The following is a 23,374-nucleotide window of genomic DNA, read 5'->3' as shown; positions in this document are numbered from 1 at the left end:
AGCAACATATGAATGAGAAGAGTGAACCCATCAAAAATTCGGTGCGACGCTCAATCAGTACACAAATTTCCCGTCATGTCGATGACTTAATCAATAAGCAAGTGTCGTGCGGGAACCCATTGAGTACCAAAAGTAATAGAAGGACACACTAACTTATGAGAGCAGGTGAATCTTATGTGACCACTCGTCCGTCCGTTAACGATGGGACAACTGCTGACGCTTCAGCCGAAAACCGTCACGGTTCTTATCTATGAAAAACTGTACAACATCCGGATATCCGTATCTGACCATCATCTATTAAATGATATTTCGTATTGCGAGATAGTCTTGCTTCCCATCAATTTCGAACGGACATGGCTGTTACTCGACATCCCAGAAACATCGCCACAACTCGAATGTGAACTGAACTAATTTACGGATACTACAAGTCTGTCACTGACTTGCTAAATGAAGGAATCTGATGCGATGGCCAAGATGAAGACGAACGAAGAACGGAGAGCCAATCTCGAAACACTATCGGACTAAACAGGACAAGAGCTCGACAGCTACCTTGAGAGTCTGGAAAAAATCTGGGAACATCTCCAATTTCTCCTCAAACAAGTAAGTAAAATTGTCGACAAATGTATCTGTTGGCCGGCAATTACACTTACTTAAACATCATTTATATTGGTTAAAAATTATGTTTATCAACCTGCTTTGTGCATATATTCTCTGAATGATAAGATATGGCATCAATCACTTAAATGGTTTTATTTCTTATTGAGGAGACCCAAACTCCGGGCGCCCTTCTTCATTCCACGTGAACACTTGTGCACGCGTATGACGGTTCGGATCGTAGAGTGGGTCCCCTTCGATTTCCGTATACGTCCGAGCATGGTAAATCAGAACGTCTTCTCCTTTTTCGTTCACGGAAAAACTGTTGTGACCGGGACCAAATTGACTTACGTCTGCATTCGTCTGGAACACCGGTCGGAACGATTTCGACCACGATGCCGGGTTTAACACATCAGCGTCGTCCGAGGCGCACAACATACCCATGCAGTAATTCTCATCGGTCGCACTCGCCGAATACGTGATGAAGATGTGGCCGTTTCGCTTCAATACAGCCGCCCCCTCATTGACGAGGAAACCACGTGTCTCCCAATCATACTCAGGCTTCGTCAGCATGACTTGCGGCAATTTGATCGTCCATGGATTTTCGAGTTCGGCGATGTATAAATTAGAGTTCCCCTCGATGGCCGGATCTTTTTGAGCCCACACCAAATAGTGAGTCCCTTTATAATCAAACACGGTTGCATCGAGTGCGAATGAATCCCACTCGGTCTGAATTTGGCCTTTTTCGGCCCATTCCCCTTCGAGCGGATTTGCCGATTCGTTCTCCAATACGAACATGCGGTGGTCGAACAGACCGTTGACGATGCCCCGCGACTTCGCGGCCGCAAAATAGAGGTACCACTTGCCGTGAATGTAATGCAGTTCAGGAGCCCAAATCAAGTCGCTCATCGGGCCTGTCTCGTGTTTGACCCATGCGGTCACCGGCTCCGCCGTCCGAAGCGCTTGAAGCGACTTGGCGCGGCGTAACTCAATCAAGTCATACTCAGGCACCGACGCCGTGAAGTAGTAATAGCCATCCGTATGCAAGTAGACCCATGGGTCGGCCCGCTGTTCTAAAATCAAATGTCGATCCTCTACTTGGTTCATCTTACTACCTCCTCGTCACGTATCGGTCGGCCGAACACAGGACCGGCTTCATCCCATATGAACGGTTGGACACGCGTATGTCGATTCGGGTCCCAAAGCGGGTCCCCGACAATTTCTTTATAGTTGCGGGCGTGGTAGACGAGTATGTCTGTCCCGTCTTCTAATGTCGTAAAACTGTTGTGGCCCGGTCCATACTGACTCGCCGCTTCATCGGTTCCAAAGACCGGTTCGGGATGCTTCGTCCAACTCGCCGCGTCCAATAAATCGCTCGTCACCGTAGCGCGCAGAAGGCCCATGCAGTAGTGATGGTCCGTCGCACTCGCAGAGAACGTGATGTAGATGTGGCCTTTCCGTTTCAAGACGGCCGGGCCTTCGTTCACGAGGAACCCAATCTTCTCCCAGTCATACTCCGGCGTCGCAATCATCGTCTGTGGCCCTGTGAGCGTCCACGGATTCTCCATCTCCGAGATGTAGAGGTTCGAGTTACCATCGATGGCCGGGTCTTTTTGGGCCCACACATAATAAAGGCGCCCCTCGTGCTCGAACGTCGTCGCATCAAGCGCGAACGATTCGCACCAAGTCCGGACCTGTCCTTTTTCGACCCATTCCCCTTCGAGCGGATTCGCCGAGCTGTTCTCGAGCACATACATCCGATGATCGAAGACGTGATCTTCTCGCGCGGCCGCGAAATAGAGGTACCATTTCCCTTGGATATGATGTAATTCCGGGGCCCAGATGTTCGCACTCATGATGCCCGTCTCACGTTTGGTCCAGACGACTCGTTCTTCCGCCTCGGTCAAAGCCGCGAGCGTCTTCGCCCGACGGAGCGGGATGCCCGTGAAGTCCGGCAACGAGGCCGTGAAGTAATAATAGCCATCTGTATGGCGCATGATCCATGGGTCCGCTCGTTGTTCCACTAGCGGATTCGTGATCGTCTCTCTCATAAAGAACGCTCCCCTATCTCAGATTCTGTTCGGTTCAAACTCATATGTTTTAACAGTGTGTGTCGTTCTCTCAAACGGTACGCCTCTCTCTTGCTACTCGCCAACAGGAGCGAGGAGACCCCGATCTCGTCCGGCCGCAGCGGTGCCTGTAACGCGTGGAAGAAGTGTTCGAGCTCTTGCCGCGTCGGCATCTGCTCGGCCCACGCCCGTAGCGCGCCCGGCGTGTCGGACCATTCAAGCATCATTGTTTTATAGGAATCGATGAGTTCCATCGTGGCGATGGCGACTTTCGTTCCATGGAGGACCGCCGGACGATGGTTGGCGATGAAGTCCATCTCCCAATAGTGGGACAAGTGATGCTCACCACCAGAAGCTGGATGCGAATGACCGAAAATCAACATGGCGACTCCGGACAATAGTAACGACTCCATCAGTTGATCCAACCCGTCCGCGTCTCGTTTATAGATGGCAGGCAAGGCGTCCACACACGATTGTAACGCCTGTTCCGTCAGTGATGCGACGCCCGGACAAAACGGTTCACCGCCGTCAAATGCTCCGAACCGCCAGTCCAACAAAGACGTGTATTTCCCGAGCATATCGCCGACCCCGGCCGCGATCAAAGCGTCCGGCGCCTTCCGAATCACCTGACTCGGGACGAACACCGCAATCGGAGAAACGAGCTGGTACGTGATTTTCTTGCCTCTCACAATGAGAGGCGCCCCTTTCGACGTGAAGCCGTCCACTGACGGCGCGGTCGGCACCGAGATGAACGGTACTTTCGTTTTGGCCGCACAGAACCGGGTGACGTCATGAATCGTGCCGGCACCTAGCGCAATGAGCGCGTCGACGGTTTCATCTTGTTGAAGCAATACTTGTACGACCGAGCGCTCCTCCGCCAACACGTCGCCTTGCTCATCCGCTTGGAGCGAGACGAGCGACACATCAACTCCGATATCCATCAAGGCTTCTCGTAGCGGGAGAAACCCGACGCGCTCGGTATTCATGTCGGCGACGACGAGGAGACGGTTCCACTCTTTTTCGTGGACGAACGCAGCCAATTCGACCCAGACGTGTTCGGACGCGACCATCCGTTCAATCGTGATCGCGTGATGGGGGTTCCCGCAATCACAAGCTTGAACGTGTTCGTTAATCTGTTCGAGGTTCATCGGCTGACTCCTGTCTCGACGCGGTACGTCGTTTGCCAACGGTACGTGTCTCCCGCCTTCAAGCGAATCGACGGGAACGTTTCGTGGTGAACCGCATCAGGGAGGTGTTGCGGTTCCAGACAGACGCCGTAGTGACGTCTCGACGTCCCTTCACGCAATGAAGTCGTCTCGTTCATCTGATTGCCCGAATAGAGGATGATGGCCGGGGCCGTCGTCGAGATCGTCAACTCTCGCTGTGACTCTCGCTCATATAGTCTCGCTTCCCGTCGCTCCGCGAAGACGAACGGATGGTCATAGCCGTTGACCAATTCGTTTTGTGGATGGGTTGACTCGAGACCGTCCGCCAAGACACGACCAGACCGGAAATCAAACGCTGTCTGATCGACTTCAAGCAAGCGACCCGTCGGAATCAAATCATCCCGCAGCTCAGCGAACGTGTCGGCGGACAACGTAAGCTCATGGTTCAAGATGTCCCGCTCACCTCCGCTCAAGTTGAAATACGTATGGTTCGTCAAGTCACACACCGTATCTTGATCAGAGGTCGCCTCGTATGTGATGGTGACGCCGTGGTCGGCCAGTCCGAACGTGGCGCGGACATCGAGTGTCCCGGGATATCCGTTCTCTCCGTCCGGACTGACGCAATGAAGCGTCACACGGTCGGACGTCCTCTGTTCGACCGTCCAGACGCGACGGTGCAACCCTTCTCCGCCATGAAGGTGATGGACACCTTCATTCGCGGGCACGTGATACGTCACGCCATCCAGGTCGAACGTACTCTGGTCGATCCGTCCGGCGACCCGTCCGATCGTCGCACCCAAATAATACGTGTCCTGCATGTACGCCTCGACTGTGTCGTACGACAAGACGATATTTTTCCAGCCGTCATCCTGAATCGAAAATTCTTGCAGCGTCGCTCCGTAAGTCAATATGTTCAATCGATACACATCGTTCTCGAGCGTGATTGTCGACTCGTCAATCGCTGTTTCTAGTTGCCGCTTCATGACATCCACTCCTTTTTACCAAACGTTCACTGGGCAGTGCTTCGTCGCGAGTCGTGCCCGATACGAGACGTAACACCCACATTTCAAGCAAGTATCTTGTTGCTGGAACGGGCAAGCCGCGCAATGGGTGAGGCGTGCCTCATATTCCGTATCCGACACCTGCTCCATGACTTCCGCATCGATGGTCAACAGCCAGTCATGGTCTGTCGTTTGCGGTGGACAGGTCCGACATCGCCGCGTCTTCGCCACCGTCATCTCAGCGGACCGCGATGGTGATGACGCTCATCGCTGGCACGTCGAGGACGAGCTTGCCGTCTTCCGTGACGGTCACGTCATGGTCCCGTGTTGAGACGAGGTCAGGTTGTTCGAACGTATTGTGGGCGTTCAAATGGTCTGCCGTCAAAATCCGGGCCGACACGCCAGAGATGGCGCCGATTCCCCGTAAATCGATTTCGACCGTATCGCCTTGCTCGTGGTCGAGTTGGCAGAGGCTGATGTGGAGCACACCTTCCGCATTTCGCGAAGCGGTGGCGTTCACGGCCGGGATGGCTTCATCTTTGGCCACATAGTTACGTGTGTGCGCGGCGAGTTCGACGCGTTCGGCGTCTTGGTGGACGCTGTACATCTCGAACACATGGTATGTCGGCGTGAGGATGAATCGGTCTCCTTCTGTCAAAATCATCGCCTGCAACACGTTGACCATTTGAGCGATGTTCGCCATATGAACGCGGTCGTTATGGTTATGGAAGATGTTGAAGTGGACCGCAGCCACGAGTGCATCCCGAATCGAGTTTTGTTGATACAAGAAACCTGGGTTCGTCCCCGGCTCCACATCGAACCACGTGCCCCACTCGTCGACGATCAAGCCGACACGTTTTTCTGGGTCATACTGGTCCATGATCTGGCCGTGTTTCGTGATCAACTCGTCCATATGGAGGGCGCGCTTCAACGTGATGAACCATTCGTCCTCCGTGAAATCGAGAGCCGAGCCTTTGCCCAACCAGAAGTCACCTGGGATCGTGTAGTAATGGAGGCTGAGCCCGTCCATCATCGTCCCTGCTTCTCGCATCAGGACCTCTGTCCATTTATAGTCGTCGATGTTCGCCCCACCGGCGATTTTATAGAGTTTATTGCCGTCGTAGTTGCGGACGTACGTCTGGTAGCGGCGATACAGGTCCGCGTAATATTCAGGGCGCATGTTACCGCCGCAGCCCCAGTTCTCATTCCCGACGCCGAAGTACGTGAGTTCCCACGGCTCGGTCCGGCCGTTCTCTTGTCGCCAGTTCGACATCGGTGACTCGCCACCGAACGTCATGTACTCCACCCATTCCGACATCTCTTGCACCGTTCCGCTTCCGACGTTCCCACAGATGTACGGTTCACACTCGAGCAGCTCACAGAGGCGCATGAATTCATGCGTACCGAAGTGGTTGTTTTCGACGACCCCGCCCCAATGCGTGTTGACCATCCGTTTTCGGTTCTCGTTCGGACCGACCCCGTCCTTCCAGTGGTACTCGTCGGCAAAACAGCCGCCCGGCCAACGGAGGACGGGGATGTTTAATTTCTTCAAGGCGGCGAGCACGTCGTTGCGAATGCCATCCGTGTTTGGAATCGGCGACTCAGGACCGACCCAGAGCCCTTCATAAATACAACGACCTAAATGCTCGGCGAAATGACCATAAATGTGCTTGCTGATCGTCCCTTTGGTTAAGTCGGCATTGACGATGAGCTGTGTCGTCCCTGTCGTCACATGCGTCGGTTTGATGAGTTGGTTGTTCATTGTATCTCCTCCATGAAGAAGGGCCAACGAAGTGGCCCTTTAGATTATGGTCGATAGTAAAGTTCATTCCAACGTAGTTCGTTGTTAAATTGGACCGTCTCCGTCTTGGCGTCGATGATAGCGATTTCAACGTCGAGCAGTTCCGCGAAGTCCCGCAGTTGGTCGGTCGTCACTTCATACGAATAGCAGGTGTGGTGCGCCCCACCGGCTTGAATCCAGTTTTCGACAGCTTGCGCCATCGAAGGTTCTGTTTTCCAAAGAACGCGTGCGACCGGCAAGTTCGGCATCGCCTCTTCCGGCTGAATGCCTTCGACCGTGTTGACGAGGAGACGGAAGCGATGGCCGAGATCAATGATACTCGCGTTCAACGCCTTGCCGCTCTGTCCTTCAAAGACGATCCGGGCCGGTGCTTCCCGGTCGCCGATACCGAGCGGATGGACTTCGATTCTTGGTTGATCTACCGCGATCGTCGGACAAATCTCCAACATGTGGGCGCCAAGCACCATCTCGTTGCCCGGCTCGAAGTGGTACGTGTAATCTTCCATGAACGAGGTCCGTTCGTTGTTCGCCATGATTTTCATGAGACGGACCAACGCGGCGGTCTTCCAGTCACCTTCTCCGGCAAAGCCATAGCCTTGCTCCATCAAGCGTTGGACGGCGAGACCCGGCAACTGCTTCATGCCGTGCAAATCTTCGAACGTCGTCGTGAAGGCGGTATAGCCGCCTGCCTCGAGGAAGGCTTTCATACCGATTTCGATGCGACCCTGGTAACGAACCGAGTCGAGGAACTCCCCTTCTGCCATCCCTTTGTTCATCAGCTCGTAACGAGACGCGTATTCGTCCATCAGCGCATCGAGATCTGTGTCGGTCACGGCGTCCATATATGCGACGAGATCACCGACACCATATCCGTCCACCGTCCAACCGAGGCGGATCTGCGCTTCGACTTTATCGCCTTCCGTCACGGCGACGTTGCGCATGTTGTCACCGAAACGAGCCACTTTTAACACTTTGCTTTCGGCCAACGCATGAGCGACTTTCATCCAGCTCGCCATCTTGCCGCGTGTCGTCTCGTCTTCCCAGTGCCCGACGAGCACTTTGCGTTTGACGTTCATCCGGCTCGTGATAAATCCGTGTTCCCGGTCGCCGTGCGCCGATTGGTTCAAGTTCATGAAGTCCATATCGATCGCATCCCAAGGGATGTCGCGATTGAACTGTGTCCCGAAATGGAGCAACGGTTTTTGTAGGACGCGCATGCCACTGATCCACATCTTCGATGGCGAAAACGTGTGCATCCAGGTGATCACGCCCGCACATGAGTCGTCCGCATTCGCCTGAAGCATCATCTGACGGATCTCTTCTGCATTTTTGACGACGCCCTTGAAGACGATCCGGTCGCTGAAGACGTCGGCCGCATCAAGTCCGGCCACCATCTCTTTTGAATGATTCTCCACTTTCCGAATCACGTCTTCGCCGTAAAGCATTTGGCTTCCTGTCACGAACCAAAATTCATATGTTTTTGCTGTCAACATCCAAAGTCCCCCTAATGTGAGGGCGAAGTTCCGGTCATTTTTGGCCGTAGTATGCGTTCGCCCCATGTTTTCGCAAATAGTGTTTATCTAAGATGCTCTGTTTAATCGGTGTCAGGCCAGGGTTCAAGTTCAAGGCGTGAAGTCCCATCTTCGCGACTTCCTCGAGGACGACCGCATTGTGGACCGCCTCATTCGCGTCTTTGCCCCAGCAGAACGGTGCGTGATTGGCCACGAGCACGCCCGGTACGGCGACTGCTTCGAGCATTAACTCGTCGAGCGTCTCTAAAATGACGTGGCCGGTCTCGAGCTCATACGCCGTTGCGATCTCTTCGTCTGTCAATTCTCGAGTGCACGGAATCTCGCCATAAAAGTAATCGGCGTGTGTCGTGCCGAACGCCGGGATCGCCCGCTTCGCCTGTGCCCAGCTCGTCGCCCATGTCGAATGGGTATGCACGACCCCGCCAATCTCAGTGAGAGACCGATAGAGCGCGAGATGGGTCGGTGTGTCTGATGAGGGGCGAAGCTCGCCTTCGACGACGTTACCTTCCAAATCGACGACGACCATGTCTTCCACGGTCAATCGTTCGTAAGGGACACCGCTTGGCTTGATGACGACCAATCCGGCGTTCCGGTCGATGCCACTGACGTTGCCCCATGTGAAGGTGACCAAGCCGTGTTGCGGGAGGGCCAAGTTCGCTTCGAGCACGGCTTCCTTCAAATGACGGCTTACCATACCGGCTCCTCCTTCACGCGTGACGCTTCGGCTTTGATTTTTTTCAAGCGTTTCATCACATCGTTTTCACCGCGACCGAAGTAGTCGTATAGTTTCGTGTATTCGGCGAACAGAGCATCATACGTCGCGACGTTTTCCGGGATCGGCTTGTACGTCTCTTCTTTGACACGGCCCATCTTCGCTGCCGCTTCCGTGATCGTGGCGTAACCACCTCGCTCCGCACCGGCCGCCACCGCCCCGAACATGGCCGACCCGAGGGCAGGCGTTTGCGAGGAGGCGGAGATTTTGATTTCCATATTCAACACGTCCGCATAGATTTGCATCATGAGGGCGTTCTTCTCGGCGATTCCGCCGGCTGCATATACTTCATGCACAGGGACACCGCTGTTCCGGAACGCTTCCACAATCGTCCGTGTCCCATACGCCGTCGCTTCAATCAATGCCCGGTAAATGTCTTCTGGTTTCGTGAGCAATGTCGCTCCGAGTAGGACACCCGTCAAATTCGTATCGACGAGCGTCGATCGGTTCCCGTTCCACCAGTCGAGGGCGATGAGACCGCTCTCCCCGACACGTTGCCGGGCTGCTTTCTCCGTCAACAACTGATGGATGCCGATACCTTTCAAGGCGGCCTCTTCGACGTAATGTCCTGGGACACACGTCTCGGTGAACCATTCAAAATGGTCCCCGACACACGATTGGCCAGCTTCATAGCCCATCAATCCTGGGATGACACCGTCTTCGACGACACCGCACATGCCTGGGACGACTTGTTCGTCTTTACCGAGTAGGATATGGCACGTCGATGTGCCCATGACCATCAGCATCTTGCCCGGTTCGGCGATTCCGACAGCCGGTACCGCCACGTGGGCGTCGACGTTCGCGACCGCGACGGCCGTGCCTGGAAGGAGTCCGATTCGCGCGGCGAACGCCTCTGTCAGTTCACCCGCCTTGGACCCGATTGGTGCGATGTCGCGCGTTAGTTTCTCTTCGACAACGTTATCTAGCCGCGGATCGAGCGCTTTAAAGAACTCGTTTGACGGGTAGCCGTCTTGTTTATGCCAAATGGCTTTATATCCAGCTGTGCAACTGTTCCGAACGACGCGACCTGTCATCTGGGAGACGACCCAATCCGTCGCTTCTAGAATCTGGTCCGCCGCTTCATAGATCGCCGGTGCTTCGTTCAGGATTTGCCACACTTTCGGGATCATCCACTCCGATGAGATTTTCCCGCCATAGCGTTTCAAGAAGTCTTCGCCCCGCTCCGCTGCGATGCGGTTCAACTCGTCCGCCTCGTCTTGCGCGGCGTGGTGCTTCCAAAGCTTCACGTAGCTGTGCGGGTTTTGTTGATGCTCCTCACGGAAACAAAGCGGGTTCAAGTATTCGTCAATCGGTAAGATCGTGCAGGCTGTGAAATCGATGCCGATTCCAACAACTTGGTCCGGCATGATCCCCGCCTCTTTCACGACGGCCGGGATCGTAAGTTCTAATACTTCTAAATAGTCTTGCGGATGTTGGAGTGCCCAATCATGCTCGAGACGGGTCACCCCGTCCGGTAAATATTCATCCATGACGCCATGTGTGTACGGTTTGACCGCGGTCGCCACTTCTCGACCTGTCGCTACGTCGACGAGGACCGCACGACCTGATTGCGTCCCGTAGTCGACGCCGATTGTATAGTTGGCCATATTCATCACCCCACCTCCAAAAGAATGCGCTTACATATAGGATGAAAAAAATAAAGTGTGTGGGCACTTTTGTCTTTTCATCCGTACAACTATTCAAATAACATGTCTGATTCGTACAGAAAACAAAAAGATACAATCAAGTTGTACGTATAACTTACACTTTGATTGTATCAACTATTTTAAATTAATCAACTGTTTTCAACATTTTATCTGAACATTTTTGCGTCAGTTCTGAAAAAACTGTGACACTCATCTTTAAAGAGACTGCGATAAGTTGTACGGATATTTACAGTCGTTTGCCGATAAAAACGTGCCCTTGGTCAGCCAATCCCGCGAACACGAGCGTCTCTCGCCAATTCTCCCAGTCCCAGCCCGGTAACATATGCCAAGTGATCCCTTCAGGACCGTAGAGTTTGATGGTCGTATCCGTCAGCTTCTCATAACGGCCTCGTTCGCCATACTCTGTCACGAAAGTCCCGTCCGCTAGAAGTTGAATCTTACTTGAAGGCAGGACGTCATGTTTCGTCCGGTCCATGTAGATCCACTCCCACTCCCCGACGAGTTCCTCCATCTCGATGGGCCGTTCTTCTTCCCCGGCATATCGTTGCGGAGATACGAGCGGCCAGCCCGATTCCGTCCAGATGATTTTGCGGATATGCAGTTCGTGCCAGTGCGGGTCCTGCTCACCTCTGACGTGATGGACGAGATAATCCTTGTCCCCGTCATGCAAGACGGAGTTATGACCGGGACCGACCCAACCTTCCCCAACCCCGAACCGATAGCCCCCTAAAATCTTCATGCCGACTTGTTGGGAGTCGATTTCGAGGTCGGTCATGACGTTCCCATCAAAATCGACGTACGGTCCGGTGATCGAAGTCGAGCGGGCCACACGGATGTGATAGTCCTTGAATAGGGAGTCGTACGAGACGAACAAGTAATAATGGCGATCCGCCTCCCGATAGACGATATACGGTCCCTCGATTGCCCCTTCAACGCTTTGGTGACGTTTCGCAATCAACGTCTCCTCACTCCCCGGACGTTTCTTCCCGGTCTCCGGATCGATCGGGAACACGTACAGCCCACCGAAGAAGCTACCGTAGACGAGCCAAGGTTCTCCATGCGCATCGAACGTAATATTCGGATCGATCGCGTTCGGTCCTGACGTCCCAGCCTCGCTCTTCACGACGAGCCCGTGATCCTGCCACGGTCCGTCTATCGTTTCCGCACTGGCGACACCGATATAGGACTGCGTCTGCCCGAACTGTGAAGCCGCATAGTACATGACGTAACGACCACCCATGAACACAACTTCCGGCGCCCAAAGCCCCGGCGCCCCCGTCCATTCCACAGCCTCGTGCGGAAGTTCTTCAAACGCCAAGCCGACGTATTCCCAATGGATCAAATCCTTTGAGCGGCGCACTTGAATCCCCCCGTTAATTTGATGCCCGTGGGCTGCATCCGTCGAGAACACGTAATACCAGTCCCCGACTTTGATCGAGGCGGGATCGTGGGCGTTGTGCGTGCCCCACATCGTTTCGTTCGTCAATCGCTCTAGCAGATAACGTTCTTCTCGTTTCGGACCGTTCATTTTTTGCATGTTTCCGTTTCTCCTTTTATCGTTTTTTGCCCCATACGGCGGTGCCGTCCTCGCTCAGACCTGTGAAGATGATCGTCGGTTGCCAATTCTCCCAGTCCCAAGCCGCACCGACTTGCGTCTCATACGTCTCTTGTCCGACTTTGACCTCGAGGACCGAGCCGTTCAATCGCCAAGACCCGTCCCCGTTTTCGAGCTTCCCGCCTCGTTCCAACGTCAACGTGCTCGAGGCTTGCTGTCCATCGTCGAATCGCGGGAACGTGATGACGTCCCAGTCCCCGACCAGATGGGCGTCGTCGACCTCGACGTCTCCTTCACCTGCATAGCGCTCGGGCGAGACGACCGGCCAACCGTCTTTCGTCCAATACACTTTTCGGACGTGCAACTGTGACCAATAGATGTCTTCACTCGGTCGCGCCTGATGCAACACGAACGTGTCAGTCCCGTCTTGTAAAAATGCCGAATGCCCGGTCCCGACGTATCCATCATCTCCTTCGAAACGATACGAACCCACGATTTTCACGCCCGTATCAAATGACTCATCCGATTCGTCCCGTAAGTCGCGACTACGCGAGTCGACGTACGGTCCCGCGATTGACTTCGAGCGACCGATCCGGACGTTGTACGTATCTTCTAACCAACCATACGACACCATCAAGTAGTAATAACCTGTCTCATCGTTATACAAGATTTCCGGTCCTTCGATGCCCATCGACATGTCTTTCCGTTTGGCGAGCAACGTTCCCTCTGACGATTCGTCCACTCGCTTCCCAGTGCCTGGATCAATCTCCGTCAAAAAGATCCCACCAAAGTACGACCCATACGTCATCCACCATTTGCCTGACGCATCTTGCGTCACATGAGGGTCAATCGCATTGGCGACACCCCCGTCCCCGTCTTTCGACGTCACGACGGCGCCCTCGTCTTCCCAAGGCCCTTCGATCGTTGACGCGGTCGCCAGCCCGATGTACGACGTGCGGCTCCCGACCCCTGATACGGAATAGTACAAGTGGAACCGATTTCCGATTTTTGTGATCGCCGGGGCCCAGAACGTATTCCCACCGGCCCAAGCGAACGCCTCTTCAGACACTCGATCGAACACACGGCCGACGAACTCCCAGTGAATGAGATCGGTCGATTTACGAATTTGAATACCGGGCGTCGGAGGACCACCCACCATGTAATCCGTCGAGAAAACGTAGTACGTGTCACCATCTTTAAAGATTGCCCCGTCATGCGTAAAGTTCGTCGTCCACTCGCTCTCTTTGTTGAGTACGTCTGGCGTCACATCTTCCACCTTTTGATCAAACGGCGGTTTCGGGAGTACCGACTCATGGATTGACGCACTCGTCGTCTGCCAGAAGAAAACACCTCCGACCGCGACAATGAGCAACGCCATCCAGACCATTATTTTTTTCATGTCAATCTCCTTCCTCCATCAAAAAGGCACCCGCCTAAAAAAGACGGGTGCCTCTGTCTTGTCACACCTCAGCCCTTCACACCAGAAATCGCAATCGACTCGATGATCTGTTTTTGGAAGATCATGAAGACGATTAACATCGGGAGTAACGCCACGACGGACGCGGCCATGATTAACGGATAATCACTTTGAATTGCATAAGATGCGTTAAAGTTCGCGATGACAAGTTGAAGCGTCTGTTTCTCCGGCGAGTTCAAATACAGAATCGGCCCGAGGTAGTCGTTCCAGATTGCCATGAACCAAAGAATCAATTGCGCGGCCACGGCCGGCTTGATCAATGGGAAGATAATCTTATAGAAGATTTGGAAGTACGAGCAGCCATCAATCTTGGCCGCCTCGATAATCGAGTTCGGGATGCTGTTCAAAAATTGGCGCAAGAAGAAAATCATGAAAATATTCCCGAACAATCCAGGCACAATCAACGGTAACAGCGTATCCACCCAGCCGATGCTCGAGAACATCATGAACTGGGGAATCATGAGCACCGGGTAAGGGATCATGACAGAAGCGAACAAGAGCAGGAAGATTTTATTCTTGCCTCTGAAGTTCAACTTCGCGAAGGCGAACGCCGCCAAGCTCGACGTGAACGTTCCGACGATTGTGACGGATAACGCGACGATCAAACTGTTCGATATCCCGGACAACAGCGGGCCCATGCTCCAAATTTCCGTGTACTTGCTAAACGAAATATCGGTCGGGATCCATACCGGCGGGAGTGCGAACACATCCTCTTTTGATTTGAGTGATGTCGACACCATCCAAAGTAGCGGTGCAATCATAACGACCGCTCCGATGGACAGGAAGATAAAGATGAAGAAATCCGTGATCCGATCCTTCTTCTTCACCGACATCGTTTCCACGTTTTCTTTTTTCCGTGAGAGAGCTAATTGCATGGTCATTCTCCTTTCCTATACGCGAATCGCTCAATCAAGATCGAACGATGATTTTTCATTCATCCGGAATTGGAGCAACGTGACGATGAAAATGAAGAGCCCGAGGACGAGCGCCATCGCCGAAGCGTAACCGAGTTGGAAGTTCCCGAACGATTTTTGCCAAATGTAGAAGACCGCAGAGGCAGACGAGTACTCCGGACCCCCGGTTGGTGTCATGACGTTGATTTCCGTGAAGATTTGCGCTCCACCGATGATGTTCGTCACGATGATGAAGAACGTGACCGGTTTGACCATCGGGAGCGTGATATGCCAAAAGCTTTGCCACGCGTTGGCCCCATCGAGTTTCGCTGCCTCATAAAAGGATTTCGGGACACTTTGGAGCGCCGCCAAGTAAAGGAGCATCGTGTAGCCGAGTCCTTTCCAAATCGCCATGAGAATGAGCGCCGGTTTGACGGTATCGGTATTTTGAAGCCAGTTCGGCCCGTCGATGCCGATCAACGCCAAGAATTGGTTCACCAATCCGTAGTCCCCGTTATACGCCCATTGCCACAAAATCGAGACGGCGGCAATCGACGAGATGACGGGAATGTAATAAATCACGCGGAACGTGTCCGTCCCAAAAATCTTTCGATTCAACGCGAGGGCAAGCAGCAGCGCGAGAACGATTCCGATTGGGATCCCAATCATCATAAAGAGCGTGTTGTACATTGATTTATAAAAATATTCATCTTGGAACAAGTTAACGAAGTTCTCAAACCCGATAAATTTCATTTGACCGAGGCCGTTCCAATTCGTGAAAGCGCCGTAAACAGAATACATCAACGGTACGAACGCGAAGAGGAAGAACCCAATGACCGGTGCCGCAACGAACAGGTAGGCGTACCGCTGTTCAGTTCGATATAACTTGGAAATCGATTTTGTCTTCATTATCCTTCCATCCTTTCAACGTCAGAGACGCAGGTGGCAAACATCGCCACCCCGTTTCGACTCTCTGATCAATTCGCCTGTTTCTCTTGTTCGATCGCCGCATCGAGCAATTTCTGCATCTTCGGCTGCGCCGTCTTCACATAGTCTTCGACCGACGTTTTACCGTCTAGGACAGGCTGGATGTTTTTGAAGAACTCGTCGTACCATTCTGCCGTGTATGTTTTCTCAGCCGGGAACCCGCGGCCATAATCGTTGATCAAATCAAGGAACTCTTGTTTGTTATCTGGTTTGATTGACGTATCGGCTGCCCAGTTGTCTGCGATTTCCATACTGTTCGGCAATTGGACTTGCGCGTCTACGAGCGCTTGTTGCCCTTCTTGGTCCGCAGACAAGTACATCGCCAACTCTGCCGCTTCTTCTTTATGTTTCGTCGTCGACCCGACGCCGATCCCGAGTGACCCCACCCATCCTGACGCTTTACCGGTTGAACCGGCTGGCCATGGAAGTAAGTCGTACTCGAATTTCAACTGTTCTTTAAATGCTGCCATATCCCACGGTCCGACTGGGAAGAAGGCGAGCTGACCTTTCAGCCAACGTTGGTACGTGTCGAGCGTCTGTGTTTCGCCGATTGACGGTGTGATCCCGTGTTTCAACTGTTGATCGACGAAGAATTGCAACGCTTCGATGAACTTCGGATCATCGATTGTCACTTTCGTACCATCTTCATTGATCCAGTCCGCTCCATTACTCCAGACGAACGGTTGAAGGGCCCAGTTTACGTTGAAGCCAGTGCCGTACTGATCCATCTTCCCGTCACCGTTCGTGTCTTTCGTCAACTGTTTGGCTACGTCCACGAACTCATCCCATGTATATGGTTTGTCTTTATCCGGAAGCGGGATGCCCGCATCTTCGAACATCGTCTTGTTGTAGCCGAGTGCGAACGGACCTAAGTCTTTCGGTAGTCCGTAAATCGCGCCTTCTCCGAGCGTCTTCCCATCGAAACGATATTTGTCGACACCCTTCTCCCAAATGTCGTCCAACTTGACGTCTTCTGAAGTTTCAACCGTTTCAGTGATATCGAGTAGCACGCCCGAGTTTACATAGGCCTTCACTTGGGCAGGATTATAGAAGAAGACGTCCGGGATTTTGCGACCTGCGATGGCCGATTTGAGTTTCGTGTCGTACTGATCCGGCGCCGTCTGGACCATCGTCACTTTTACATCTTTGTTGGCTTCTTCAAAACGTTTTACTGTTGCTTGGTAGGCTTTTAACTCTTCTGGATTTCCACGGAACATAAATGTCAGTTCAACTTTTCCATCCGCGCCTGCCTCGTCTCCCGAACAGCCGGCGAGCGCTAAAGAAGTTGTCATCAGTGCTGACATCGTCAACGCAAACATTTTTTTCGATTTACGATTCATTGTGAATTCCTCCATCAATTTATATTCATGTGCAAAGCATGATAAAGATGTACGTACATGTTGAGTTAAATAAAAAAGCAAACTGTATAATGAAGCCCACACGACACTATACATTTACTAGCCAATAAACTGATATAATTGGTAATGAAAGCGTTTTCTGTACAATTCGAGTCTATTACACACATTCGGACATGTCAATTCGATTTTTATGTATTTTTATATTTCATCCGTACATATTCATAGAAGATTCAGATGATTTTTTTGCTTATTCATAGTAAATGGTACATTTGTTTGTTAATATGGAAGTAAGATCATATCTTGTACGTATGAGTTGTTCGACGTACATGAGAGAAAGCAGGGACGCCAGATGGCACAACGCACAAAGTACAATATGGTCAAAGATCATATTCTTGAATGGATAAAAGATGGAACGGTAAGACCCGGTGAAAAAATTCCTTCTGAAAATGAATTGGTCCAATCATTTGGAGTGAGCCGTCATACGATTCGACAAGCTGTAGGAGAACTAGTGAACGAAGGTTATCTTTACCGTGAACAAGGCTCGGGCACGTATTGTTCCCCGGTCCTTCCGACCTCGACTCCCCAGACGATCGAACGTTTAGGCAATGGTAAAAACATCGGAGTCATCACGACCTACATGTCTGATTATATCTTCCCGTCCATCATCCGGGGGATTGAATCCCACTTGGCTTCAAAAGGATACACGTTGACCTTATCTTGTACGGATAACAACGTCGAGAAAGAACGGCAGTGCCTCGAGATGATGTTAGATCGTCAAATTGATGGGTTGATAGTCGAGCCGACGAAGAGCAGTAGCTACAATCCGAACATCAAATATTATTTAGAACTCGAACAACAGCACACGCCTTATTTGATGATTAACCAATACTATTCGCAGTTGACGCCCCCTTATTTGATCATGGATGACGAGAAGGGTGGGTTCTTGGCTGCCGAACATCTCATCAAACTTGGCCATGAGCGCATCATGGGACTTTTCAAAACAGATGACCTTCAAGGGGTCCATCGGATGCGCGGCTTTATACGCGCGTTCCGGGAATACAATCTCCCCCTAGAGCCAGAATTAATTATAACGTATACGACAGAAGAACTTGTGCCCTCTTTTTATGACGTGATTCATCAAGTGTTTGAGAACGCGGACGAACGGCCGAGTGCAATCGTCTGTTATAACGACCAACTCGCCCTTAACGTGTTGGACCAGTTGAGAAATCTACGCCTCTCTGTCCCGCAAGACGTCTCACTCGTCGGATATGACGACTCGGTGCTTGCCGTCGCGACAGAGGTTAAACTGACTTCGATCATCCACCCGAAGCAAGAATTGGGTCGTGCCGCAGCCGAGTGGATTATCGCGGCCGTCGAGAAAAAAGAGATGCCACCGTCACATACGTATGAACCCGAATTGATCGTCCGCAACTCGACTGCACCCTATAACCGTCTCGAATCTAAATTAGGCTGATTCTCTGCTAACTTCTTGGAGGTCCTCATGAATTTAAAACATGAACATAACAAGCTATTCCAAGCGCTCGAATTTGTCACTAGCCTGGTGCAACTGAACGTGGTCTTCTTACTGACCATTTTGCCTGTCCTCACGTTGTTCCCGGCCTTGTACGCTTTACATGCCGTCACACGGCAATGGTCGGTCAACCAAGATTATAGCGTGTTCCGCGCCTACTTCCGCTTTTTTAATGAAGGCGTGCGCCGTTATTATAAGCTCGGTGCAACTTGGACCTTGTTTGTATTCGTCTTGTTGATTGACTTTTTGTTCATTCGTCAAATCGATACCGGGCAGACAATTCTCTTCACGGGGCTGTTCGTGATCGGGTTTGTCTTCATCGCCCTGTCGTTATTCCTGTTTCCGATTTTGACGCATTACGAGATGAAGACGATGGACGCCTTGAAGTTGGCGTTATTCAGCATCATGCGGTACGGCTACATCGTCGCGTTCGCGTTCTTGTTGTTCACAGCACTCGGTATGCTCGCGTATCGGTCACCACTCTACTTGTTGTTCGGATTTTCGTTCATCGTTTTTCTAAAAACGAAACTATATCTCCACCAATTAAATCGTACTATAACGAATAATCATATCGATATCGACTCCACGTAATATTGATTTTTTCCATCTACTTTAACAAAGTAGATGGTTTTTTATTTGAGTCTAAGAAGAATAGTTTACTCATCTGTCAATTTTCAATAAATATGACCAAATCACTTCTTTAGGTTGTTAAAATCCTATTCAAAATGAATAATACAGTTCTTAGTTAGTGAGGAAGCAAAGCAATTGGGCTTTTCCGTTAATGACTTTATTGAGGATACTCCTGTTGTTGGTGACTTACATTATATTTTGCATTACGACAATGAATCAGAACGAAGAGTCACTTTAGCCTTTTCGAAAACATAGTTTAGTCCTTCATTACTGAAAGAAGCTGATTTCAATAGACTACAACAAGCAACCCTTCGTATTCATAAGTAGGAGTCGTTTCCTATCCAATTTCCCGACCTCTGTATAAGGCAACTCCTTCACGAACACAATTTCTCGAGGAACCTGATATGTTGTCACTCGTTCGCGCAACCAGCTCACTAGCTCTTCTTCTGTCAATACTTCATCATACACCTGTACATATGCCTTCAAGATGTGACCCGTGTACACATCCTCTACCCCGATGACGGCGACGTCCTCGACATTCGGATGGTCGCGCAAAACCGTCTCGACTTCCCCAGGATAAATATTGTTTCCTGCCGAGATGATCAAGTCGTCTGTTCGTCCACACAAAAAATAATAGCCGTTCTCATCCCGGTATCCGACATCACCCGTTTGAATCCAGCGGTTTTTCTGGTTTTGCATGGACCACTTATTTCGTATGCAAAATTCACCGATGGCGCCTGGCTCGACTTCCATTCCATCTTTCACTACCTTTAAGTCCCCTCCCGGAATCCTTCTCCCGAGCGTGTTCGCATCATACTGTAAATCTTCTGGTGTGGCGATCAGATTCAAGCCCGCTTCCGATGTTCCATATAGATTGTATAAGACGCTCCCTAACTCGTTATGGACTTCACGGACTAAAACGGGATGAAGCTTCGCACCACCGGAAGCAATACAAGCGAGAGAATGAAGTGATGTTGGATCGTGTCGTAACATTTTATGGATCATGAGCGGGACGACCGTGACTACTTCTACCTTGTGTCGCCGAATGAGGTCACAGGCTCTTTGCACTTCAAAATTCTCCTGAATGACAACCTTTTTCCCTAACGCGAGAAAAGATAAAAGAATGGAGATGCCGTAGCCATGGTAAATCGGTGTGGCAATATAAGCAGTATTGAATGATGGCAACTGCAATCGGTTCATTAGAGCTGCGAATGGAGACAGAAAGTGAAAGAGGGATGGTTTATGAGTCACTTGTTTCGGTTTTCCGGTAGTACCGCCGGTCAACAGCACGATCTTCCCGCTCGAGGCGGCCGGTAGTTTTTCTTTATGATGTCGCTTCGACCTCAATAAACGGTTGATTGAATCTTTATCGCGATGATAGCTGACAAATGTCGAACGTTCGTAAGATGAGTTCTCTATCAATTCTTCGAACATCTCATCGTAAATCAAGAGATCGAATGGTTGTTCTTCTACAAGCCGGTTGAACTGCAGTTGACTCATCGAACAATGAAGCATGTAGATGTCAGCACCGAGTCGTGAGGCCGCAAACATCCCTTGTACGAAGAATGCGTGGTTGTGACAAAGAAATGCCACTTTTTGTCCCTTTTTGACCCCAAACTGATCAGCGAAATGATAAGCAAGGTGTTCACAGCGTGTCTTTAGCTCCTTAAATGTCACTGTTTCTCGACTATCCACTAAAGCCGTATTTTGACTCCCTACTTTTTCCGTCAATGTAAAAAGAAGCATCAAGTTGATTCCGTTTTGACGGATTGCGATGAATAGACGGACTAGGTTTGATGGTGATAGAAACTGGAGCTGCGACAAGACTTTCAATAACTTAACCATTCTTATTGTCACGCTCCTTTCTCTTAAGTAATGTAGAGACCATCCAGTCTATCGGTCTTCTGAAAACAAGAGACGCTACTTGACCGAGGAACAACCACCACGGCTTATATACTGGTCGTTTTGTATACAGTGCATGTCCAATCAGTTCCGCCACATGTACCGGTGACATGGCAGGAGAATGCTGATAAGCTAGCGTTTGTTTAATCATCGGTGTTTTTACTAGCGGTAGATATAGAGCCGTCGTGGAAATATTTTTGATTGTGAGTTCCGGACCTGCGGAGCGAAACCACGTATCAAACGCGGCTTTTGATGCCTGATAGGCCGCCCAGTGAGGAAAAGGATGAAGTAACACATTGATGGTCGACACATTGATGATTTGTCCGTTCTTCTTTTCGAGCAACGGAATGAGCGATAAAATCAATTGTACCGGAGCAAAATAATTGATCGCCATCGTCCGAGTGAAGTCATGGTATCGATCGAGTGACTCAGTGATGGGACGATTGATGGAGATTCCAGCATTGCTGACGAGAACATCCAATCCGTCCGGTAGTTGATGGAGATACGCCAACAATCCATTCCTTTCCTCTACATTTCGAAGATCTGCCGGGAACACGGTCACCGTGGCTGATCCCTTCTCGATTTCAGACTTCATGACGTTCATGTCTGCTTCTCTACGGGCTACGAGAATCAGGTGCGCAGTTGTATCCGCTAGTAAATAAGCGAACGCCTGCCCGATTCCTGAGCTCGCTCCAGTAATCAATATCGTTTTTCGATCCAGCTCTGATTTCATTTTTTGATAATCGAAGGAAGGAAATCGAAACAGAAATCTCTCGAGTAACGTGTAGTCAAACATATAGCCAGCACCTTTTTTTATATTCGTCTCGCACCAAGACAATCATTTAGCCTAACATGACAAACAGCAGCGTCCACATTCATTGAAAAGGGACCTGCTGTTCAAACCTTCCGTTTATCTTTTATACACTCTTCCCATTCGCATATCGAGTGAAATTGTCGAGGATCGCCTGCCAGCCTTGTCGTTGCATTTCAACCGGATTCATCGACTCCGCATCAAACACCTCGACCACTTTCGTCTGATCACCTTCTGAAGCAAATGAAATTCTGACTCTCCGTTCATCCTCCAGACGATACTGAATAAGCTCATTTACTTCAACTTCCTCATATACCCCTTCAAAATCAAAGCCCATGCTTTGATCTTTTGCTTCCATCCGACTACGAAACTTCCCGCCGACTCGTAAGTCGTTCTCCGCCTCAATTGTGTGCCAATCGTCAGACGCATGATTCCATTGTTTGATATGTTCAGGTTCTGTCCAGAATTTCCAGACTGTGTCGATTGGTGCATCGACGAGCGTTGATATCGTCACGACATTTGAATCCATGATTCGTTTCCCCTTTATTCTACAATTTTTGATCAATCACGAATGCGCTGCCCGTCCTATATGACGAACGCAATATGAGATTACTTCCCTATCGATCACATCTTCTCCTGCTCTCATTTCAACGATTGAAAGATACTTAAAACAAAAACCTTGAATGGCACTCAAAATCGAGTTCATTCAAGGTTCTTTTCATTTCATAATTGAAACTTAACTCTTGGCAATCCCAAGCATAAATCCAGCGACGACAATCAACCCGATTCCCATGAAAACAAAGACGCGTTCTTTTGTCGTCTTCTCTTCTTTCAAGAGATAGATCCCACCAAGTGTCGCCACGACGACGTTCAATTGGGATAAGGCGAACGAAGTTGCAATCCCCACTTCTCCGCTTGAAACGAAAAGTCCGAAGTTCCCGATTCCCCAGGCGATCCCCGCCAATATGTTTTTGAATGTGCGAGGATCAAGTTTCTTGACGTCCTTTTCACGAAGACTGAACAGAAGTGCCGCGATGAACATCCCGACGGATTGTGGAAGAATCGCGGTGATTCCTTCTACTTCAAAATAGTTCGTCAAGACGGCATATGTGACGTAACCAATACTCGAAACGAATAGGACGAGTAAACCCTTTTTCAACGCACCGGCACTGTCCTGATCTTTCTTCTGTTGGTATGAAGTCATAGTCGCTCCGATGATAATCAAGACGAGCGCTGAAAACCCTAACCATAGCTCCGTCGATGTCTGCCAGTCCCCGAGTACGATGACCCCAAAGAGAGACGTCCCAACGAGTTGCATCCCCGTGCTGATTGGCATCGCTTTGGAGACGCTTAAGATTTGGAACGATTGGAACTGCAAATATTGACCGAGCGCCCAGAACGCCCCTGAGATAAATCCGGTCACGATGGCGAGTGTCGTGAACTCCGGTCGGAAGACGAGGGCAATCACTGTTGCCATGATCATCGCCCCGATGGTCGTTCCGATTAACTGCTGAATCGGTTTTCCTCCTACTTTCGACACGATGAGTGGAATACTTCCCCACATGAGTGCCGGTAAGAGTGCCAAAAGAATCATTTCCATGAAGCACACCTGCTTTCTTAATATAACG

20 protein-coding genes are annotated in these 23,374 nt (G+C 50.7%); 2 read left to right on the top strand and 18 right to left on the bottom strand.

From position 1 onward, the window contains the following. Positions 1-756: 756 nt before the first annotated feature. The 14 genes from KNO79_RS06175 to KNO79_RS06110 all read right to left on the bottom strand — a co-directional run bounded on the left by KNO79_RS06175 (position 757) and on the right by KNO79_RS06110 (position 16,854). Positions 757-1,701 (bottom strand): glycoside hydrolase family 43 protein, encoded by a 945-nt coding sequence (locus tag KNO79_RS06175; protein ID WP_214690855.1) that lies wholly within the window; start codon positions 1,699-1,701, stop codon positions 757-759. Beyond that, on the bottom strand, positions 1,698-2,645 hold the full coding sequence (locus tag KNO79_RS06170) for a glycoside hydrolase family 43 protein (protein WP_031423589.1): 948 nt from the start codon (positions 2,643-2,645) through the stop codon (positions 1,698-1,700). The genes KNO79_RS06175 and KNO79_RS06170 overlap by 4 nt, the downstream gene beginning before the upstream one ends. Continuing rightward, complete coding sequence (locus KNO79_RS06165) at positions 2,642-3,811, bottom strand: sn-glycerol-1-phosphate dehydrogenase (RefSeq protein ID WP_214690854.1); 1,170 nt, start codon at positions 3,809-3,811, stop codon at positions 2,642-2,644. The genes KNO79_RS06170 and KNO79_RS06165 overlap by 4 nt, the downstream gene beginning before the upstream one ends. Further along, positions 3,808-4,812: an aldose epimerase family protein gene (locus tag KNO79_RS06160; RefSeq protein WP_214690853.1), complete on the bottom strand. Its 1,005-nt coding sequence runs from the start codon at positions 4,810-4,812 to the stop codon at positions 3,808-3,810. The genes KNO79_RS06165 and KNO79_RS06160 overlap by 4 nt, the downstream gene beginning before the upstream one ends. A 15-nt stretch (positions 4,813-4,827) precedes the next feature. Next, positions 4,828-5,061: a DUF6171 family protein gene (locus KNO79_RS15615; protein ID WP_214690852.1), complete on the bottom strand. Its 234-nt coding sequence runs from the start codon at positions 5,059-5,061 to the stop codon at positions 4,828-4,830. 7 nt (positions 5,062-5,068) lie between these two features. Beyond that, on the bottom strand, positions 5,069-6,592 hold the full coding sequence (locus KNO79_RS06150; RefSeq protein WP_214690851.1) for an alpha-N-arabinofuranosidase: 1,524 nt from the start codon (positions 6,590-6,592) through the stop codon (positions 5,069-5,071). 44 nt (positions 6,593-6,636) lie between these two features. Next, on the bottom strand, positions 6,637-8,124 hold the full coding sequence (araA, locus tag KNO79_RS06145; protein ID WP_214690850.1) for an L-arabinose isomerase: 1,488 nt from the start codon (positions 8,122-8,124) through the stop codon (positions 6,637-6,639). A gap of 34 nt (positions 8,125-8,158) precedes the next feature. After that, positions 8,159-8,857 (bottom strand): L-ribulose-5-phosphate 4-epimerase, encoded by a 699-nt coding sequence (gene araD, locus KNO79_RS06140; protein ID WP_214690849.1) that lies wholly within the window; start codon positions 8,855-8,857, stop codon positions 8,159-8,161. Next, positions 8,851-10,548 carry a ribulokinase gene (gene araB / locus KNO79_RS06135; protein WP_214690848.1) on the bottom strand — a complete coding sequence of 566 codons (1,698 nt, stop codon included), beginning with the start codon at positions 10,546-10,548 and terminating at the stop codon, positions 8,851-8,853. Before araB ends, araD begins: the two co-directional genes overlap by 7 nt. Before the next feature lie 280 nt (positions 10,549-10,828). Continuing rightward, the gene (locus KNO79_RS06130) at positions 10,829-12,139 is read right to left on the bottom strand and encodes an arabinan endo-1,5-alpha-L-arabinosidase (RefSeq protein ID WP_214690847.1); all 1,311 of its coding nucleotides are present in this window, start codon (positions 12,137-12,139) and stop codon (positions 10,829-10,831) included. Positions 12,140-12,155: 16 nt separating this feature from the next. Then, complete coding sequence (locus tag KNO79_RS06125) at positions 12,156-13,556, bottom strand: arabinan endo-1,5-alpha-L-arabinosidase (protein WP_214690846.1); 1,401 nt, start codon at positions 13,554-13,556, stop codon at positions 12,156-12,158. Between the two features lie 68 nt (positions 13,557-13,624). Continuing rightward, the gene (locus tag KNO79_RS06120; RefSeq protein ID WP_031200025.1) at positions 13,625-14,467 is read right to left on the bottom strand and encodes a carbohydrate ABC transporter permease; all 843 of its coding nucleotides are present in this window, start codon (positions 14,465-14,467) and stop codon (positions 13,625-13,627) included. Positions 14,468-14,539: 72 nt separating this feature from the next. Next, entirely contained in the window at positions 14,540-15,436 is an 897-nt protein-coding gene (locus KNO79_RS06115; protein ID WP_021066211.1) for a carbohydrate ABC transporter permease, read from the bottom strand. Between the two features lie 68 nt (positions 15,437-15,504). Beyond that, on the bottom strand, positions 15,505-16,854 hold the full coding sequence (locus tag KNO79_RS06110; RefSeq protein ID WP_214690845.1) for an ABC transporter substrate-binding protein: 1,350 nt from the start codon (positions 16,852-16,854) through the stop codon (positions 15,505-15,507). A 367-nt stretch (positions 16,855-17,221) separates the two neighbouring features. Between KNO79_RS06110 and KNO79_RS06105 the strand changes: the two genes are divergently transcribed. Continuing rightward, entirely contained in the window at positions 17,222-18,346 is a 1,125-nt protein-coding gene (locus KNO79_RS06105) for a GntR family transcriptional regulator (protein ID WP_074036932.1), read from the top strand. Between the two features lie 27 nt (positions 18,347-18,373). Continuing rightward, positions 18,374-18,994, top strand: coding sequence for a YesL family protein (locus KNO79_RS06100; protein WP_214690844.1), 621 nt, complete (start codon positions 18,374-18,376; stop codon positions 18,992-18,994). 333 nt (positions 18,995-19,327) lie between these two features. On the opposite strand, the gene KNO79_RS06095 is transcribed toward KNO79_RS06100, so the two are convergent. The 4 genes from KNO79_RS06095 to KNO79_RS06080 form a co-directional block, all read right to left on the bottom strand. Continuing rightward, positions 19,328-20,878 (bottom strand): AMP-binding protein, encoded by a 1,551-nt coding sequence (locus KNO79_RS06095; protein ID WP_214690843.1) that lies wholly within the window; start codon positions 20,876-20,878, stop codon positions 19,328-19,330. Beyond that, complete coding sequence (locus KNO79_RS06090; RefSeq protein WP_214690842.1) at positions 20,871-21,731, bottom strand: SDR family NAD(P)-dependent oxidoreductase; 861 nt, start codon at positions 21,729-21,731, stop codon at positions 20,871-20,873. Before KNO79_RS06090 ends, KNO79_RS06095 begins: the two co-directional genes overlap by 8 nt. Before the next feature lie 121 nt (positions 21,732-21,852). After that, positions 21,853-22,275, bottom strand: a complete 423-nt coding sequence (locus KNO79_RS06085; protein ID WP_159562372.1) for an SRPBCC family protein — start codon at positions 22,273-22,275, stop codon at positions 21,853-21,855. A 207-nt stretch (positions 22,276-22,482) separates the two neighbouring features. Next, the gene (locus tag KNO79_RS06080) at positions 22,483-23,346 is read right to left on the bottom strand and encodes a GRP family sugar transporter (RefSeq protein WP_078146990.1); all 864 of its coding nucleotides are present in this window, start codon (positions 23,344-23,346) and stop codon (positions 22,483-22,485) included. Positions 23,347-23,374 lie beyond the last annotated feature (28 nt).

It is taken from the genome of Exiguobacterium sp. s43, from assembly GCF_018617255.1.
Taxonomy (GTDB): domain Bacteria; phylum Bacillota; class Bacilli; order Exiguobacteriales; family Exiguobacteriaceae; genus Exiguobacterium; species Exiguobacterium profundum.
This window is presented reverse-complemented; position numbering and strand designations above follow the sequence as displayed.

Coding starts and splice junctions, on each gene's coding strand:
- KNO79_RS06150 (WP_214690851.1), bottom strand. CDS start 6,592: ATGAACAACCAACTCATCAAACCGACGCATGTGACGACAGGGACGACA.
- araD (WP_214690849.1), bottom strand. CDS start 8,857: ATGGTAAGCCGTCATTTGAAGGAAGCCGTGCTCGAAGCGAACTTGGCC.
- KNO79_RS06085 (WP_159562372.1), bottom strand. CDS start 22,275: ATGGATTCAAATGTCGTGACGATATCAACGCTCGTCGATGCACCAATC.
- KNO79_RS06175 (WP_214690855.1), bottom strand. CDS start 1,701: ATGAACCAAGTAGAGGATCGACATTTGATTTTAGAACAGCGGGCCGAC.
- KNO79_RS06125 (WP_214690846.1), bottom strand. CDS start 13,556: ATGAAAAAAATAATGGTCTGGATGGCGTTGCTCATTGTCGCGGTCGGA.
- KNO79_RS06160 (WP_214690853.1), bottom strand. CDS start 4,812: ATGAAGCGGCAACTAGAAACAGCGATTGACGAGTCGACAATCACGCTC.
- araA (WP_214690850.1), bottom strand. CDS start 8,124: ATGTTGACAGCAAAAACATATGAATTTTGGTTCGTGACAGGAAGCCAA.
- KNO79_RS06095 (WP_214690843.1), bottom strand. CDS start 20,878: ATGGTTAAGTTATTGAAAGTCTTGTCGCAGCTCCAGTTTCTATCACCA.
- araB (WP_214690848.1), bottom strand. CDS start 10,548: ATGAATATGGCCAACTATACAATCGGCGTCGACTACGGGACGCAATCA.
- KNO79_RS06120 (WP_031200025.1), bottom strand. CDS start 14,467: ATGTCGGTGAAGAAGAAGGATCGGATCACGGATTTCTTCATCTTTATC.
- KNO79_RS06080 (WP_078146990.1), bottom strand. CDS start 23,346: ATGGAAATGATTCTTTTGGCACTCTTACCGGCACTCATGTGGGGAAGT.
- KNO79_RS06170 (WP_031423589.1), bottom strand. CDS start 2,645: ATGAGAGAGACGATCACGAATCCGCTAGTGGAACAACGAGCGGACCCA.
- KNO79_RS06100 (WP_214690844.1), top strand. CDS start 18,374: ATGAATTTAAAACATGAACATAACAAGCTATTCCAAGCGCTCGAATTT.
- KNO79_RS06105 (WP_074036932.1), top strand. CDS start 17,222: ATGGCACAACGCACAAAGTACAATATGGTCAAAGATCATATTCTTGAA.
- KNO79_RS06130 (WP_214690847.1), bottom strand. CDS start 12,139: ATGCAAAAAATGAACGGTCCGAAACGAGAAGAACGTTATCTGCTAGAG.
- KNO79_RS06090 (WP_214690842.1), bottom strand. CDS start 21,731: ATGTTTGACTACACGTTACTCGAGAGATTTCTGTTTCGATTTCCTTCC.
- KNO79_RS06165 (WP_214690854.1), bottom strand. CDS start 3,811: ATGAACCTCGAACAGATTAACGAACACGTTCAAGCTTGTGATTGCGGG.
- KNO79_RS06115 (WP_021066211.1), bottom strand. CDS start 15,436: ATGAAGACAAAATCGATTTCCAAGTTATATCGAACTGAACAGCGGTAC.
- KNO79_RS06110 (WP_214690845.1), bottom strand. CDS start 16,854: ATGAATCGTAAATCGAAAAAAATGTTTGCGTTGACGATGTCAGCACTG.